Annotated in this window: 13 protein-coding genes and 1 riboswitch; of the genes, 7 read left to right on the top strand and 6 right to left on the bottom strand. The window is 52.2% G+C overall.

The features are described 5' to 3' along the window. Position 1: 1 nt before the first annotated feature. Positions 2 to 99: riboswitch (TPP riboswitch) on the bottom strand. 33 nt (positions 100 to 132) lie between these two features. Then, positions 133 to 1788 carry an HTH-type transcriptional regulator SgrR gene (gene sgrR / locus SK35_RS20465; protein WP_048214950.1) on the bottom strand — a complete coding sequence of 552 codons (1656 nt, stop codon included), beginning with the start codon at positions 1786 to 1788 and terminating at the stop codon, positions 133 to 135. Between the two features lie 99 nt (positions 1789 to 1887). On the opposite strand from sgrR, the gene sgrT reads away from it, so the two are divergent. From sgrT to idnR, 5 genes are all read left to right on the top strand, one after another. Then, positions 1888 to 2016, top strand: coding sequence for a glucose uptake inhibitor SgrT (sgrT, locus tag SK35_RS20460; protein WP_020996233.1), 129 nt, complete (start codon positions 1888 to 1890; stop codon positions 2014 to 2016). 108 nt (positions 2017 to 2124) lie between these two features. Next, positions 2125 to 3303, top strand: a complete 1179-nt coding sequence (locus SK35_RS20455; RefSeq protein WP_048214949.1) for a sugar efflux transporter — start codon at positions 2125 to 2127, stop codon at positions 3301 to 3303. Between the two features lie 278 nt (positions 3304 to 3581). Next, positions 3582 to 4346, top strand: coding sequence for a gluconate 5-dehydrogenase (gene idnO, locus SK35_RS20450; protein ID WP_003829575.1), 765 nt, complete (start codon positions 3582 to 3584; stop codon positions 4344 to 4346). A gap of 56 nt (positions 4347 to 4402) precedes the next feature. Then, the gene (locus tag SK35_RS20445; RefSeq protein ID WP_048214948.1) at positions 4403 to 5686 is read left to right on the top strand and encodes an MFS transporter; all 1284 of its coding nucleotides are present in this window, start codon (positions 4403 to 4405) and stop codon (positions 5684 to 5686) included. An 82-nt stretch (positions 5687 to 5768) separates the two neighbouring features. Then, positions 5769 to 6761, top strand: a complete 993-nt coding sequence (gene idnR, locus SK35_RS20440; RefSeq protein WP_032944294.1) for a DNA-binding transcriptional regulator IdnR — start codon at positions 5769 to 5771, stop codon at positions 6759 to 6761. Between the two features lie 45 nt (positions 6762 to 6806). On the opposite strand, the gene leuD is transcribed toward idnR, so the two are convergent. The 5 genes from leuD to leuL form a co-directional block, all read right to left on the bottom strand. Then, entirely contained in the window at positions 6807 to 7412 is a 606-nt protein-coding gene (leuD, locus tag SK35_RS20435) for a 3-isopropylmalate dehydratase small subunit (protein WP_003829572.1), read from the bottom strand. A 10-nt stretch (positions 7413 to 7422) separates the two neighbouring features. Beyond that, the gene (leuC, locus tag SK35_RS20430; protein ID WP_048214947.1) at positions 7423 to 8823 is read right to left on the bottom strand and encodes a 3-isopropylmalate dehydratase large subunit; all 1401 of its coding nucleotides are present in this window, start codon (positions 8821 to 8823) and stop codon (positions 7423 to 7425) included. Between the two features lie 2 nt (positions 8824 to 8825). Beyond that, positions 8826 to 9917, bottom strand: a complete 1092-nt coding sequence (gene leuB / locus SK35_RS20425; protein WP_003829570.1) for a 3-isopropylmalate dehydrogenase — start codon at positions 9915 to 9917, stop codon at positions 8826 to 8828. Further along, entirely contained in the window at positions 9917 to 11488 is a 1572-nt protein-coding gene (gene leuA, locus SK35_RS20420; protein WP_003829569.1) for a 2-isopropylmalate synthase, read from the bottom strand. Before leuA ends, leuB begins: the two co-directional genes overlap by 1 nt. Positions 11489 to 11578: 90 nt before the next feature. Beyond that, positions 11579 to 11665 carry a leu operon leader peptide gene (leuL, locus tag SK35_RS20415; protein ID WP_048998978.1) on the bottom strand — a complete coding sequence of 29 codons (87 nt, stop codon included), beginning with the start codon at positions 11663 to 11665 and terminating at the stop codon, positions 11579 to 11581. Positions 11666 to 12319: 654 nt separating this feature from the next. Here leuL and leuO point away from each other — a divergent pair. Next, positions 12320 to 13267, top strand: coding sequence for a transcriptional regulator LeuO (leuO, locus tag SK35_RS20410; protein ID WP_020996231.1), 948 nt, complete (start codon positions 12320 to 12322; stop codon positions 13265 to 13267). A 318-nt stretch (positions 13268 to 13585) separates the two neighbouring features. Next, positions 13586 to 15310: an acetolactate synthase 3 large subunit gene (gene ilvI / locus SK35_RS20405; RefSeq protein WP_075551215.1), complete on the top strand. Its 1725-nt coding sequence runs from the start codon at positions 13586 to 13588 to the stop codon at positions 15308 to 15310.

Below are 15310 nucleotides of genomic sequence, written 5' to 3'. Positions count from 1 at the left end.
CTTGAGGAACTGACTCAAATCCCTTCGCCGGCATTATCCGGATCAGGTTCGACGGGTATCTCTCAGCCAGCATATTGCATAGCACCCCGTTGAGAACGGCGTTAGTGTAATGATTTTGTTGCTCAGCAGCAATTAAGGATCCGGCGGCGCAAACCATGCCGATTTAAAATCAAACCAGCCGAGGGTATTCATGCGCAGCCCGCGCATACTGCGCTGTCCCTGAATGATCAGCCAGTGGTGGATTAATGGCACAATGGCCTTTGTGGCGAGCAACTGTTGGCACCATGCTGCCAGGCTCATTTCGCCCGTTCGCCAGCGAGCCGCATCGTTTTCCCAGTCACGCGAGATACAGTTTTGCAGCAAAGGGACTTCGCACAAATGGGCGAACAGTGAGAAGTCCAGCGGGAGGGTAAAGTTGGCGCTGTTGAGCCAGATATCGCTGACGATTTCACCTGCATGCCACTGATCGTAGTCGATCTCCTGAATATTCAACTGTACCTGATGCTGCGCCAGCAACGTTTTCATGATCTGCGCGATAATCCGGTGTTCGATATGATCGCGATAGTAGGTGATTGTCAGCGTTTCCAGCCCGGCGGGTTTTTCACCATGGCCTGGTTTGGCGTGATGCCAGCGGGGAAGCAAACCGTAGGCGGGAAACCACAACCGCTGGTACTGTTCATCGGCGTGGCAGATTAAATTTGTTGGCGAGAGAACGCGGCTTGCCCACTCGCGAACCTCCTGATTAGCGCCACGGTGGCTACGCGCATCAAACAGCAGGTAGTAGCAGCCTTCTTCGAGGCGGCTTTCGATCGCCTTTTCATCCTCTGTGGGGCCTTTTAGCGTCAACCCGCCGCCCGGTTCTTCTCCGATATCGGGTAATACCCAAACGTTAACTTCGTCGATCAAGGCCCGGTAGCCAAAGTAATCATCAAATGCATGAATTTTCAGTTGGTTATTGGTGTTGCGCATTACCGCATACGGACCGGTACCAATCGGGTGACTGGAGAAGTTGTTTAGCGTTTCCCATTCTCGCGGCAGGATCATGGCGGGGACCTGCCCCAATAGCCAGGGAAGCCAGCGATCTGGCTGGGCCAGATGGATATCCAGCGTCCAGGCCGTGGGAGAGACGATCTGCGTGATGTGTGAGTACAGCGGCAGGGCGTTAATGCGCCTCAGCGAGGCGATAACATCTTCCATTTCCAGCTCGCGGCCATGATGAAAATGGATCCCCGGGCGCAGGAAGAACCGCCAATGCAAAGGTGAAATTTGCTGCCAGTGATGGGCAATGTCCGCTTCCAGTTCCCCATTTTCCTCATTTACCCGAATTAAGGCACTGAAGATTTGGCGGGCGATATGGGTTTCGGAGCGGCGTAATGCCGTACCGGGGAGCAGGTTGTGCATGGGGCGATAATAGAGAACGCGCATGATATGCCGACCCTGGCGAAAGCTGCGGCCCAAGTGGGAGACCAGCATTTGCCGTACGGCCGTTTTGTCACCGACAAGCTGCACCAGTTGATCGATGCGATCCTGTTCCAGTAGGTCTTCCGCGCGCTGCTGCTGGAGCGCCAGCCCGGTATAGAGGAATGTCAGTCGCGAGCGTTTACCTCGTCCAACTTCAGCTTCCCACGTTAACCAGCCACGATCCTGCATGGTATTAAGCAGCGTACGCATATGGCGGCGCGAGCAGCTCAGCAGATCCGCCAGTTCGTTGAGCGTCGTGTCTTGCGTCTTGCCGTCACAGCATTGCCACAGACGGATGAACTGTTGTTGCAAACGACCAGAAGACATAAAAGGGGAACTCCTGCGGAAAACTCAGCAATTTTATAATCCCTATATTAAGCCAATAATAGATTCCGATGAAGCGATGAGACAACGAAGGGGTCATCTATGCGTCAGTTCTGGTTGAAGTACTTTACCGCGACAGAAAAATCGTCCTGGTTGGCTTGCCTGAGTGCCCCGCAGCGCTTAAAGATGCTCGAAGAGCTGATGCAGTGGGAGATGACATCTGACTCCTGAATTGGAAATTGCAGACATCATGTGTGACTGAGTATTGGTGTAAAATCACCCGCCAGCAGATTTTTTCTGCTGGCTTTTTTCGTATCAGCCCAGCCAATAGGGATAACAATGCTCTGGATTATGACCATGGGACGGCGCCTCAACGGCGTTTACGCGGCATTTATGCTGGTCGCTTTTATGATGGGCGTGGCGGGGGCATTGCAGGCACCCACGCTGAGTCTGTTCCTGAGCCGTGAGGTCGGGGCGCAGCCATTTTGGGTCGGGCTGTTTTACACCGTCAATGCGATTGTCGGGATCGTCGTCAGCCTTGGCCTCGCGAAACGATCCGACAGCCAGGGCGATCGACGTAAGTTGATCATGTTCTGCTGCCTGATGGCAATTGGCAATGCGTTGCTGTTTGCCTTTAATCGTCACTATCTTACGCTGATCACCTGCGGTGTGCTGCTGGCCTCGCTGGCGAACACCGCCATGCCGCAGCTGTTTGCGCTGGCGCGGGAATATGCTGATAACTCCGCGCGTGAAGTGGTGATGTTTAGCTCGGTGATGCGTGCGCAGCTTTCACTGGCCTGGGTAGTTGGCCCACCGCTGGCTTTTATGCTGGCGCTGAATTACGGCTTTACGGCGATGTTTTCCATTGCCGCAGGGATTTTTGCCATTAGCCTGGTGCTGATTGCGCTGATATTGCCGTCAGTCGCCCGGGTGGAGCAGCCTGTAGACGTGCCGCTGGAACAGACCGGCGGTTGGCAGGACAAAAATGTGCGCATGTTGTTTATTGCCTCCACGCTGATGTGGACCTGCAACACCATGTACATCATCGATATGCCGCTGTGGATAAGCCTCGAACTGGGCTTGCCAGACAAGCTGGCCGGGATCCTGATGGGGACGGCGGCTGGGCTGGAAATTCCGGCGATGATTCTTGCGGGCTATTACGTGAAGCGCTTTGGCAAACGGCGAATGATGATCGCGGCCGTCGCGGCAGGCGTGCTGTTTTATCTTGGTTTGATCTTCTTTCACAGCCGTACGGCGCTGCTGGTGCTGCAACTGTTTAACGCGGTATTTATCGGTATTATCGCCGGAATAGGCATGCTGTGGTTTCAGGATCTGATGCCCGGACGTGCGGGGTCAGCGACCACATTATTTACCAACAGTATTTCAACGGGAGTCATTCTGGCAGGGGTGATTCAGGGGGCTGTTGCGCAAAGCTACGGTCACTATGCCGTCTATTGGGTAATTGCGGTGATTTCGGTGGTGACGCTATGGATGACCGGGCGGGTGAAGGATGTTTAGTCCGGTGCAGTCCCGGCGTTGCAGTGCTCGACCGGACGACATTTCGTATTCGCTTTTGTCGTTTTTGTAGGCCGGATAAGGCGTTTACGCCGCCATCCGGCAACCTGTCTTTACGGCCTGATCGCGTTACGCTTATCAGGCCAATCCCTCTTTTTTTCATCTTGCACGTAAATGTAATGCTGATCACATAACGATCATTTTCCTCTTCCTGGATCTTCTTTTTTCTACTGTTACGCGTATACAGTTACGCGTAACAGTTATTAAAAAAGGAGTTTTTTATGAAAAACCTATTCGACCTGACCGGCAAACGCGCGCTGATTACCGGTTCCGCTCAGGGCATTGGTAACCTGTTGGCCAACGGTCTGGCGGCGCACGGTGCTGAGATTGTGATTAACGATATTACCCAGCAGCGCGCTCAGGCGGCGGCGGACAAACTGGTTGCCGAAGGCTATCGCGCCGTTGGTTATGGTTTTGATGTCACCAACGGGGAAGAGGTTGCGCGCGCCATCGCGCAAATTGAAAAGGAAGTTGGGGCCATTGATATTTTAATTAACAACGCCGGAATTCAGCGTCGTTATCCCTTCACCGAATTCCCGGAGGCTGAATGGGACAAAGTGATTGATGTAAACCAGAAATCGGTCTTTCTGGTGTCGCAGCAGGTTTCCCGCTACATGGTGCAACGCCGCCGCGGGAAGATTATTAATATCTGCTCAATGCAAAGCGAATTAGGTCGTAAAACCATTACTCCATACGCGGCGTCAAAAGGCGCGGTCAAAATGTTAACCCGTGGCATGTGCGTGGAACTGGCGGAATACAATATTCAGGTCAACGGCATTGCTCCCGGCTATTTCGCTACCGACATGACCACCGCGCTGGTCAACGATGAAGCATTCTCCGCCTGGCTGTTCCAGCGCACGCCCGCCGCTCGCTGGGGTAACCCGGAAGAGCTTATCGGCGCGGCGGTTTATCTTGCCGCGCCCGCCTCTGACTTTGTGAATGGGCATCTTCTGTTTGTGGACGGCGGCATGCTCGCCGCGGTCTGATCAATAATGGGCCGCAACGCGCGGCCTGAGCGAAAACAATAATCCAAGGAGTGAGTATGAATATGCTCGCAAAACTGCCAGCGCGTCGCTGGTGGTATTTAATGCCGATTATTTTTATTACCTACAGCTTAGCTTATCTCGACCGCGCCAATTACGGCTTTGCCGCAGCCGCCGGTATTGAACATGACTTAGGAATTACTCAGGGAACAGCATCGTTAATTGGCGCGTTATTCTTCCTGGGCTATTTCTTTTTCCAGGTGCCGGGCGCGATGTACGCCGTTAAGCGTAGCGTGCGCAAAATGATTTTTTACAGCCTGATCCTTTGGGGGCTTTGTGCCGCGGCGACCGGCTTTGTCAGCAATATCCCAACGCTGATGGCGATCCGCTTTATTCTCGGCATCGTCGAAGCAGCGGTGATGCCCGCGATGCTGATTTATATCAGCAACTGGTTTACCAAAACTGAACGCTCGCGCGCCAACACCTTTTTAATTCTCGGCAACCCGGTCACAGTGCTGTGGATGTCGATAGTCTCCGGCTACCTGATTGAAGCCTGGGGCTGGCGCGAAATGTTTATTATCGAAGGTATCCCGGCGGTGATCTGGGCGTTCTGCTGGGTGATTCTGGTACGGGACAAACCGGCGGATGCGGGCTGGTTGAGCGAGCAGGAGAAACAGGCATTACAGCAGGCGATGGATCGCGAGCAGCGCAACATCAAACCGATGCGTAACTACGGTGAAGCGATGCGTTCACGCAGCGTCATTATGCTTTGCGCGGTGCATGCGCTGTGGAGCATCGGCGTGTATGGCTTCATGATGTGGATGCCGTCAATCCTCAAAAATGCGGCTCAGATGGACATTGTGGCGGTAGGCTGGCTGGCAGCGGTGCCGTATCTGGCGGCGATCTGCATGATGCTGACCGTCTCCTGGCTGTCCGATAAGTTCCAGAACCGTAAGCTGTTTATCTGGCCGCTGCTGTTGATTGCCGCCATCGCGTTTTTTGCCTCGTGGCTGTTGGGCAACCAGTCCTTCTGGCTCTCCTACGCGCTGCTGGTTGTGGCCGCCGCCTGTATGTATGCGCCTTACGGGCCGTTCTTTGCGCTGATCCCCGAACTGCTGCCGCGCAACGTCTCCGGCGTGTCGATGGGGATGATCAACAGTTTTGGCGCGTTAGGGGCATTCCTCGGCGCGTGGCTGGTGGGTTACCTCAACGGTGTGACCGGCGGGCCGGGCGTCTCCTACACCTTCATGGCGATTGCTCTGCTGGCGTCGGTGGTGCTGATGTACTGCGTTCGTGCGCAAAATGAAACCACGTCGCCGTCGGCTGAGATGGCTACGCGTTAAGGTTGAGCGAGGAGTGCAGTCGCTAACCGGCTGTGATAAGGTTCTCTGCGAGCATAATGGGCTGTTGGTCGTAGAGAACCTCATGAAAAACAATCGGATGACATTACAGGATATCGCTAATCTGGCCGGGCTGAATAAGATGACGGTCAGCCGTTATCTGCGTGACCCGAATCAGGTGTCGCAACGCAGCCGCGAATTGATTTCGAAAGTGATGGAAGAGAACAACTACATCCCCAACCGTGCCCCGGAAATTCTGCTCAACGCACGTAGCAAAACCATTGGTGTGCTGATCCCCTCGTTTCGTAATCAGATCTTTGCCGACGTGCTGGCGGGGATTGAATCCGTCACCTCGGCCTGCCAGTACCAGACGCTGATCGCCAACTACGAATATGATGCCGAGCGTGAAGAACGCGAGGTGCTGAACCTGCTCTCTTACAATATCGACGGCCTGATCCTCACGGGAAAGCTGCATACCGAGCGAATGATCCAGTACGTGCGCGCCAGCGGCGTACCGGTGGCGGAACTGATGGATATTAGCGGCCAGTATCTTGATATTCAGGTTGGGTTTGATAACGAAAAAGCCGCGTTTGAAATGACGCAGGCTTTTATCGACAGCGGCAAACGCAGCATTGCTTTCTTTGGCTCGATGGATGACCCCCGAGACCTTAGCCGTTTTCGCGGCACCGAGAAAGCGCTGGCGGCGCAGGGACTGGAAGCGTACCACCTTGCGCCAAAAACTATTTCGTCGGTGGCGCTGGGACGCAAGATGTTCCAGCAGGCGATGGCGGAAAAGCCGGATATTGACGCCATTTTCTGTACCAACGATGACCTGGCGGTTGGCGCGCTGCTGGAGTGTCAGGCACAGCAGTACGATGTGCCGGGAAAAATGGCGATTGCCGGTTTCCACGGGCTGGAAATTGGCCGTGCGCGGCTGCAAAAAATCGCCAGCGTGATTACGCCACGCTTTGAGATTGGCAAAACGGCGGCGGATATTCTGATTAAGCGTTTGAACGGGAAAGATGCGCCGGGCAGCGTCAATCTTGGCTACCAAATCTATTACGGCGATACGCTGTAGGCGAAGAGAAGGGGCTGGCCACCGTGTGGTGACCAGCGGAAGAGATTACTGCATAAACGCTGGCTGCTTGTCTTCGTACTCGGTGATGGCCGCTTCATGTTGCAGCGTCAGCCCGATGCTGTCCAGACCGTTCAGCATGCAGTGGCGGCGGAAGTCGTCAATTTTAAAGCTGTAGGACTTATCGCCTGCTTTCACCACCTGCGCTTCCAGATCCACTTCAAATTTAATGCCCGGATTGGCTTTCACCAGCGCGAACATTTCATCTACCTGCGCGTCGCTCAGGGTCACCGGCAACAGTTGGTTATTGAAACTGTTGCCGTAGAAGATGTCGGCGAAGCTTGGTGCGATCACCACTTTAAAGCCGTAATCGGTCAGTGCCCACGGCGCATGTTCGCGTGAAGAGCCGCAGCCAAAGTTTTCCCGTGCGAGCAGAATTGATGCCCCTTTATATTCCGGGAAGTTTAAAACGAACTCAGGATTCGGCTGTTGGCCCTTTTCGTCCAGAAAACGCCAGTCGTTAAACAGATGGGCGCCAAAACCGGTGCGCGTAACCTTCTGCAAAAACTGTTTAGGGATAATTGCGTCGGTATCAACGTTGGCGGCATCCAGTGGGACAACCAGGCCGGTATGCTGGGTAAATTTCTCTGCCATGGTAGTTTCCTTATTTGATGCTGCGAATGTCGGCAAAATGACCGGTTACGGCGGCAGCGGCGGCCATGGCCGGGCTGACTAAATGCGTGCGACCACCGCGGCCCTGACGACCTTCAAAATTACGGTTGCTGGTGGATGCGCAGCGTTCGCCTGGGTTCAGGCGGTCATTGTTCATCGCCAGGCACATGGAACAGCCCGGTAAACGCCATTCAAAACCGGCTTCGATAAAGATCTTATCCAGACCTTCTGCTTCCGCCTGCGCTTTCACCGGACCAGAGCCCGGCACCACCAGTGCCTGCACACCCGGCGCAACTTTGCGCCCTTTGACGATTTCTGCCGCGGCGCGTAAATCTTCAATACGCGAGTTGGTGCAGGAACCGATGAACACTTTATCGATAGCCACTTCCGTTAACGGAATACCCGGTTTCAGCCCCATATACGCCAGCGCTTTTTCAGCTGATGCACGCTCAACGGGATCGGCAAATGACGCCGGGTCGGGAATATTATCGTTCACCGAGATGACCTGACCCGGGTTTGTTCCCCAGGTGACCTGCGGTGCGATCTCTTCTGCCTGCAGGGTAACGACGGTATCAAACGTCGCGTTGTCGTCGGTTTTCAGCGTTTTCCAGTATGTAACCGCGTGGTCAAAATCCTCGCCCTTCGGTGCGTGTAAACGACCCTGCACATAGTTAAAGGTTGTTTCATCCGGTGCAACCAGACCCGCTTTAGCACCCATTTCAATGGCCATGTTGCACAGGGTCATCCGGCCTTCCATGCTCAATGCACGGATGGCTTCACCACAAAACTCAACCACGTGTCCGGTACCGCCTGCGCTACCGGTTTTACCGATAATCGCCAGCACGATATCTTTGGCGGTAATGCCAGGGGCTGCTTTACCGTTGACTTCAATCTTCATGGTTTTGGCGCGCCCCTGTTTCAGGGTCTGCGTCGCCAGAACGTGTTCAACTTCAGAGGTGCCAATGCCAAATGCCAGTGCGCCGAACGCGCCGTGTGTAGCGGTGTGGGAATCGCCGCAGACGATGGTCATACCCGGCAACGTCACACCTTGTTCTGGCCCCATCACGTGAACGATACCCTGATACGGATGGTTCAGATCGTAGAGCTCGACGCCAAATTCGTTACAGTTCTTAATCAGCTCCTGCATCTGGATGCGCGCCATCTCACCCGACGCGTTGATATCTTTGGTCTGGGTAGAGACGTTGTGATCCATGGTGGCAAAGGTTTTACCCGGCTGGCGCACCTGACGGCCATGCGCGCGCAGACCATCAAACGCCTGCGGAGAGGTCACTTCATGCACCAGATGTCTGTCGATGTACAACAGTGGGGTTTCGTTTTGCGCCTCAAAGACGACGTGCGCATCAAACAATTTTTCGTATAACGTTTTGGCCATGATTACACCCCTTCTGCGACGTAACGGGCAATGATGTCGCCCATTTCATCGGTACTGACTGCGGCAGCGCCACGGGCTAAGTCTCCGGTGCGAATGCCTTCTTCTAATGCGCGATTGATGGCGCTCTCAATTGCGGTTGCCGCATCATTGGCATCCAGGCTGTAGCGCAGCAGCAGCGCCAGCGACAGGATCTGGGCGATAGGGTTGGCAATGTTTTTCCCGGCGATGTCCGGAGCGGAGCCGCCAGCAGGTTCGTACAAACCGAAGCCCTGCTCATTCAGGCTGGCGGACGGTAACATGCCCATTGAACCGGTGATCATGGCGCACTCATCAGACAGAATGTCACCAAACAGGTTAGAGCACAGCAACACGTCGAACTGGGATGGATCTTTAATTAACTGCATTGTCGCGTTGTCGATGTACATATGCGCCAGTTCAACGTCTGGATATTCATTAGCAATTTCATTGACGATTTCGCGCCACAGAATAGACGTTTGCAGTACGTTAGCTTTATCAATCGACGTAACTTTACGGCGACGTTTGCGAGCGGATTCAAACGCGATACGCGCAATACGTTCGATCTCGAAACGGTGATAAACCTCGGTATCAAAGGCTTTTTCATGTTGTCCGCTGCCTTCGCGGCCTTTTGGTTGACCGAAGTAAATCCCGCCAGTCAGTTCGCGTACGCACAGGATGTCGAAACCGTTCGCGGCAATATCTGCGCGCAGAGGGCAAAACGCTTCCAGCCCCTGGTAGAGCTTAGCCGGGCGCAGGTTGCTGAATAATTTGAAGTGCTTACGCAATGGCAGCAGTGCGCCACGCTCTGGCTGCTGGTTTGGCGGTAAGTTTTCCCATTTCGGGCCGCCAACGGAGCCAAACAGAATGGCGTCAGCTTGTTCACAGCCTTCAACTGTTGCAGGTGGCAGCGGCTGACCGTGGTTATCGATCGCGGCACCACCCACGTCGTAGTGGCTGGTGGTAATGCGCATGTTAAAACGGTTACGGATTGCGTCCAGTACCTTCAGGGCTTGCGCCATCACTTCCGGGCCAATACCGTCACCCGGCAAAACAGCAATATGATAATTCTTCGACATCACACGGTTTCCTTGTTGTTCTCGTTGTTCTGAGCTTTGCGTTGCAATTCTTTTTCGACTTCTTCGGCGCGCCAGATGTTGTTCAGCACATGCACCATCGCTTTAGCAGAAGATTCGACGATATCTGTCGCCAGACCGACGCCGTGGAAACGACGACCGTTATAGTTGGCAACGATATCCACCTGACCCAGCGCATCTTTACCGTGCCCTTTGGCGGTCAGGCTGTATTTCACCAGTTCGATGTTGTATTCAGTTACACGGTTGATGGCCTGATAAATAGCATCGACCGGACCGTTACCGTTCGCCGCTTCGGCTTTAACTTCTTCACCGCAGGCCAGCTTGACGGAGGCGGTGGCGATGTCATTGGAGCCGGACTGCACGCTGAAGTAATCCAGACGGAAATGCTCCGGTTCTTCCTGCTGTTTATTAATGAAGGCCAGCGCTTCCAGGTCGTAATCAAATACCTGACCTTTTTTGTCCGCCAGTTTCAGGAATGCGTCGTACAGGTTGTCCAGGCTATATTCATTTTCTTTATATCCCATCTCGTCCATACGGTGTTTCACCGCGGCGCGTCCGGAACGGGAGGTCAGGTTCAACTGTACCTGGTTCAGACCAATGGATTCAGGCGTCATGATTTCGTAGTTTTCACGGTTTTTCAGTACGCCGTCCTGATGGATGCCGGAGGAGTGGGCAAAGGCGCCGCTACCGACAATGGCTTTGTTTGCCGGAATAGGCATGTTGCAGATTTGGCTGACTAACTGACTGGTACGCCAGATCTCCTGGTGATTGATGCGGGTCTGTACATTCAGGATATCTTTACGCACTTTGATCGCCATGATCACTTCTTCCAGTGAGCAGTTACCGGCGCGTTCGCCGATACCGTTCATCGCGCCTTCCACCTGACGCGCTCCGGCGTGAACTGCTGCCAGCGCGTTGCCGACGCCCAAACCTAAATCATCATGGGTGTGTACGGAGATGATGGCTTTATCGATATTTGGTACGCGTTCATACAAGCCAGAAATGATTGCCCCAAATTCGAAAGGCATGGTGTAACCGACGGTATCAGGGATGTTAATGGTTTTAGCACCCGCGTTAATGGCTGCTTCAACCACGCGAGCCAGATCGGCGATAGGGGTACGGCCTGCATCTTCGCAGGAGAACTCCACGTCATCGGTATAATTACGCGCACGCTTAACCATGTAGACCGCGCGCTCAATGACCTCATCCAGCGTACTGCGTAATTTCGTCGCGATGTGCATCGGCGAGGTGGCGATAAACGTATGAATACGGAAAGCTTCAGCGACTTTCAGCGATTCTGCAGCGACGTCGATATCTTTTTCTACGCAGCGGGCTAAGGCGCAAACGCGGCTGTTTTTAACCTGACGAGCAATGGTCTGAACTGACTCAAAGTCGCCCGGTGAAGAAACGGGGAAACCTACTTCCATCACGTCAACGCCCATACGCTCAAGGGCCAGCGCAATCTGCAGTTTTTCTTTCACACTCAGGCTTGCCTGTAACGCCTGTTCACCATCGCGTAAGGTGGTATCGAAAATAATGACTTGCTGGCTCATGGTTTAGGTCCTTGGTTTCTTAGGGCGCCTTGCTTCGAGCATAAAAAAACCCGCGCAACGGCGCGGGTTTTTGTCTTAACTGGAGCTGACTTAATGCTGAATGTCGTCCACCAGTCTACCGCGCAATGAAGATGCGTTTAGTAGTAGTAGACCGTTAAAACGAGCAATGTAAGTCATCAATTAAGCTCCAGGCGAATGCGATATGCTTTTAGTGGTACTGGATATGAAGACTGATGTCAACCCTCACCCCAGCAAATGCCTTACTTAAGGGGAGAAGTTTCTGCAAAACTTAAGCGAATTGTGCTGAATTTTTCGGAGTACATAAAATTAATCAGTTGATGGTTGTACATACTTTTCATGGTTTGACATATTTGAGCATAATTATTTGCATTTATTGTAACGGCGAACTGAAGAAAAGGTCGCTCTTGGGATTTCATATCTTTATGATTTATCTGTTTTTATAGTAATCGTGAATGGCTATGGACAGTGTAACACCACATAATTGATAAATTAATGTTAACTTTTAATGCATTAATAATATAAACATTTAATTAAAACTTAAATACGTATTCACGATACGTATGATTGTATATTCGCCATGCTTATGGTTATATTGTTTTTGAAATTTAAACATATGAATCACCGTGCAGTGACACCTGCCACACTGCGCTCGCATTGGTCTTTTGTTCATTTAGGTTTGTGCCTTTATGTTTTCCTAATTTTAATGTTTTTTCTTTTTCTCATCTTATATGTATGGTAAATCATATTAACGGAGATTATTTCTTCACTCCGTCTGGGAAAAGGGAGTTTAGAGTGACAGTGGAGTTAAATATGCCAGAAGTAAAAATAATAGATAAAACAAATATTATAGATATGGGGAAGCCACAGCTTCGCATGGTTGATCTTAATTTATTAACCGTCTTTGATGCGGTGATGCAAGAACAAAACATTACCCGTGCCGCGCATACTTTGGGAATGTCCCAACCCGCTGTCAGTAATGCGGTCGCGCGCCTGAAAGTGATGTTTAATGATGAGCTTTTTGTTCGTTATGGACGCGGTATCCAGCCGACAGCAAGAGCCTTCCAGCTATTTGGTTCTGTTCGCCAGGCATTGCAATTAGTGCAAAATGAACTGCCTGGATCGGGTTTTGAGCCAGCCAGCAGCGAGCGCGTATTCAATCTTTGCGTATGCAGCCCATTGGATAATATCCTGACGTCGTTGATTTATAATCGGGTTGAGCAAGTAGCGCCAAACATTCATGTCGTATTTAAATCTTCACTCAATCAAAATACAGAGCATCAATTACGTTACCAGGAAACAGAATTCGTTATTAGCTATGAAGAATTCCGTCGTCCTGAATTTACCAGTATTCCGTTATTCAATGACGAAATGGTGTTAGTCGCAAGTAAAAAGCATCCGCGCATTAGTGGTCCGTTACTGGAAAGCGATGTCTATAATGAACAGCATGCGGTGGTGTCACTTGATCGCTTCGCATCATTCAGCCAACCATGGTATGACACACCGGATAAACAATCCTGCGTAGCTTATCAGGGCATGGCATTAATTAGCGTTCTTAATATTGTGTCGCAAACGCATTTGGTCTCTATTGCGCCGCGTTGGTTAGCAGAAGAATTTGCCGATTCTTTAGAACTACAGATCTTACCTTTACCGTTAAAATTGAACAGCCGCACATGCTATCTTTCCTGGCATGAAGCCGCGGGCCGAGATAAAGGACATCAATGGATGGAAGAGCTGTTAGTCTCCGTTTGTAAGCAGTAGCACTTGGCAGAGTAAACCGGACAATACATCCTGTTTATTCTGCTTTTGTCTTTATAACTGAAATTTTATGCTGAACTCTATTTTTTACGTCTGTCCAAAAGTGTCAAAAAATAGAGTAATTGCTGTAAGTTCCCATTTTTAAGCGATTATTTATCATACTGATTGCTTATGCTGGTTTAATTCTCCGTTTATTCGCGTCTTTCCTCCTTTTTATTCTTATTTACTCCAGTGACACCCCTTCGGAGTCAATTGCCATGCGTCATCGTCAGCGGTTAATGTGTTGTTAAACCGTAATTCATTATAAGAGTGAGGCAAGCCATGGAGATGTTGTCTGGAGCCGAGATGGTCGTCCGATCGCTCATCGATCAGGGTGTGAAGCAGGTATTCGGTTATCCCGGGGGGGCCGTTCTCGATATTTATGATGCGCTGCATACGGTCGGCGGTATTGATCATGTGCTGGTTCGCCATGAACAAGCGGCGGTACATATGGCTGATGGCCTTGCGCGTGGCACGGGAGAAGTGGGGGTCGTATTAGTTACCTCCGGACCGGGGGCGACCAACGCGATTACCGGAATCGCAACGGCTTACATGGATTCCATTCCGCTGGTGATCCTCTCTGGACAGGTCGCAACGTCGCTGATTGGCTACGATGCCTTCCAGGAGTGCGACATGGTAGGTATATCCCGCCCGGTGGTAAAACACAGCTTCCTGGTCAAACAAACGGAAGATATTCCGCAGGTGCTGAAAAAAGCCTTCTGGCTGGCAGCAAGCGGTCGTCCTGGGCCGGTGGTGGTGGATTTGCCGAAGGATATTCTGAATCCGGCGAAGAAACTGCCTTATAGCTGGCCGGACTCGGTGAGTATGCGCTCGTATAATCCGACGACGACGGGGCATAAAGGACAGATCAAACGGGCGCTACAGACGCTGGTCGCGGCGAAGAAACCGGTTGTCTATGTGGGCGGTGGCGCGGTCAATGCTGCTTGCCATGAGCAGTTAGCTCAGATTGCTGAAGCGCTGAATCTGCCGGTTGTCTCCTCGCTAATGGGGTTGGGCGCGTTTCCGGCCACGCATCGTCAGGCGCTGGGCATGTTAGGGATGCACGGTACCTACGAAGCGAATATGACCATGCATCATTCCGATGTGATCTTTGCTGTCGGCGTTCGCTTTGACGATCGAACAACAAATAACCTGGCAAAATATTGTCCGAATGCGACCGTGCTGCATATCGACATCGATCCGACCTCTATTTCTAAAACCGTTACTGCGGATATTCCGATTGTGGGTGATGCCCGTCTGGTGCTGGATCAAATGCTCGAACTGCTGGAGCAGGAGAAATCACAGCAGCCACTGGATGATAACCGTGACTGGTGGCAACAGATTGAGCACTGGCGCGCCCGTCAGTGTCTGAAATACGACACGCAAAGCGAAAGCATTAAGCCGCAGGCGGTGATTGAAACCATCTGGCGTCTGACGAAAGGGGAGGCGTATGTGACCTCTGACGTTGGCCAGCATCAGATGTTTGCCGCACTTTATTATCCGTTCGATAAACCGCGTCGCTGGATTAACTCAGGCGGCCTCGGCACGATGGGATTCGGTTTACCCGCGGCGTTAGGGGTGAAAATGGCGTTGCCGGATGAAACGGTAGTGTGCGTGACCGGGGATGGCAGCATTCAGATGAATATCCAGGAGCTGTCGACGGCGCTGCAGTATGAACTGCCGGTGCTGGTGCTCAACCTTAACAACCGTTATCTCGGCATGGTCAAACAATGGCAGGACATGATCTACTCCGGGCGTCACTCCCAGTCTTACATGCAGTCGCTGCCCGATTTTGTGCGCCTTGCTGAGGCTTATGGGCATATCGGTATCCAGATTAATCATCCAGATGAACTGGAGAGCAAGCTGGGTGAAGCGCTGGAGCATGTGCGTAACCATCGCCTGGTGTTTGTCGACGTCACCGTCGACGGCAGTGAGCATGTCTACCCGATGCAGATTCGTGGGGGCGGGATGGATGAAATGTGGCTAAGCAAAACGGAGAGGACCTGA

The sequence above is a fragment of the Citrobacter sp. MGH105 genome (genome assembly GCF_001037485.2).
GTDB classification, from domain to species: domain Bacteria; phylum Pseudomonadota; class Gammaproteobacteria; order Enterobacterales; family Enterobacteriaceae; genus Citrobacter; species Citrobacter portucalensis.
Note: the sequence above shows the minus strand (reverse complement) of the source record. Positions and strands in the feature narration are given on the sequence as shown.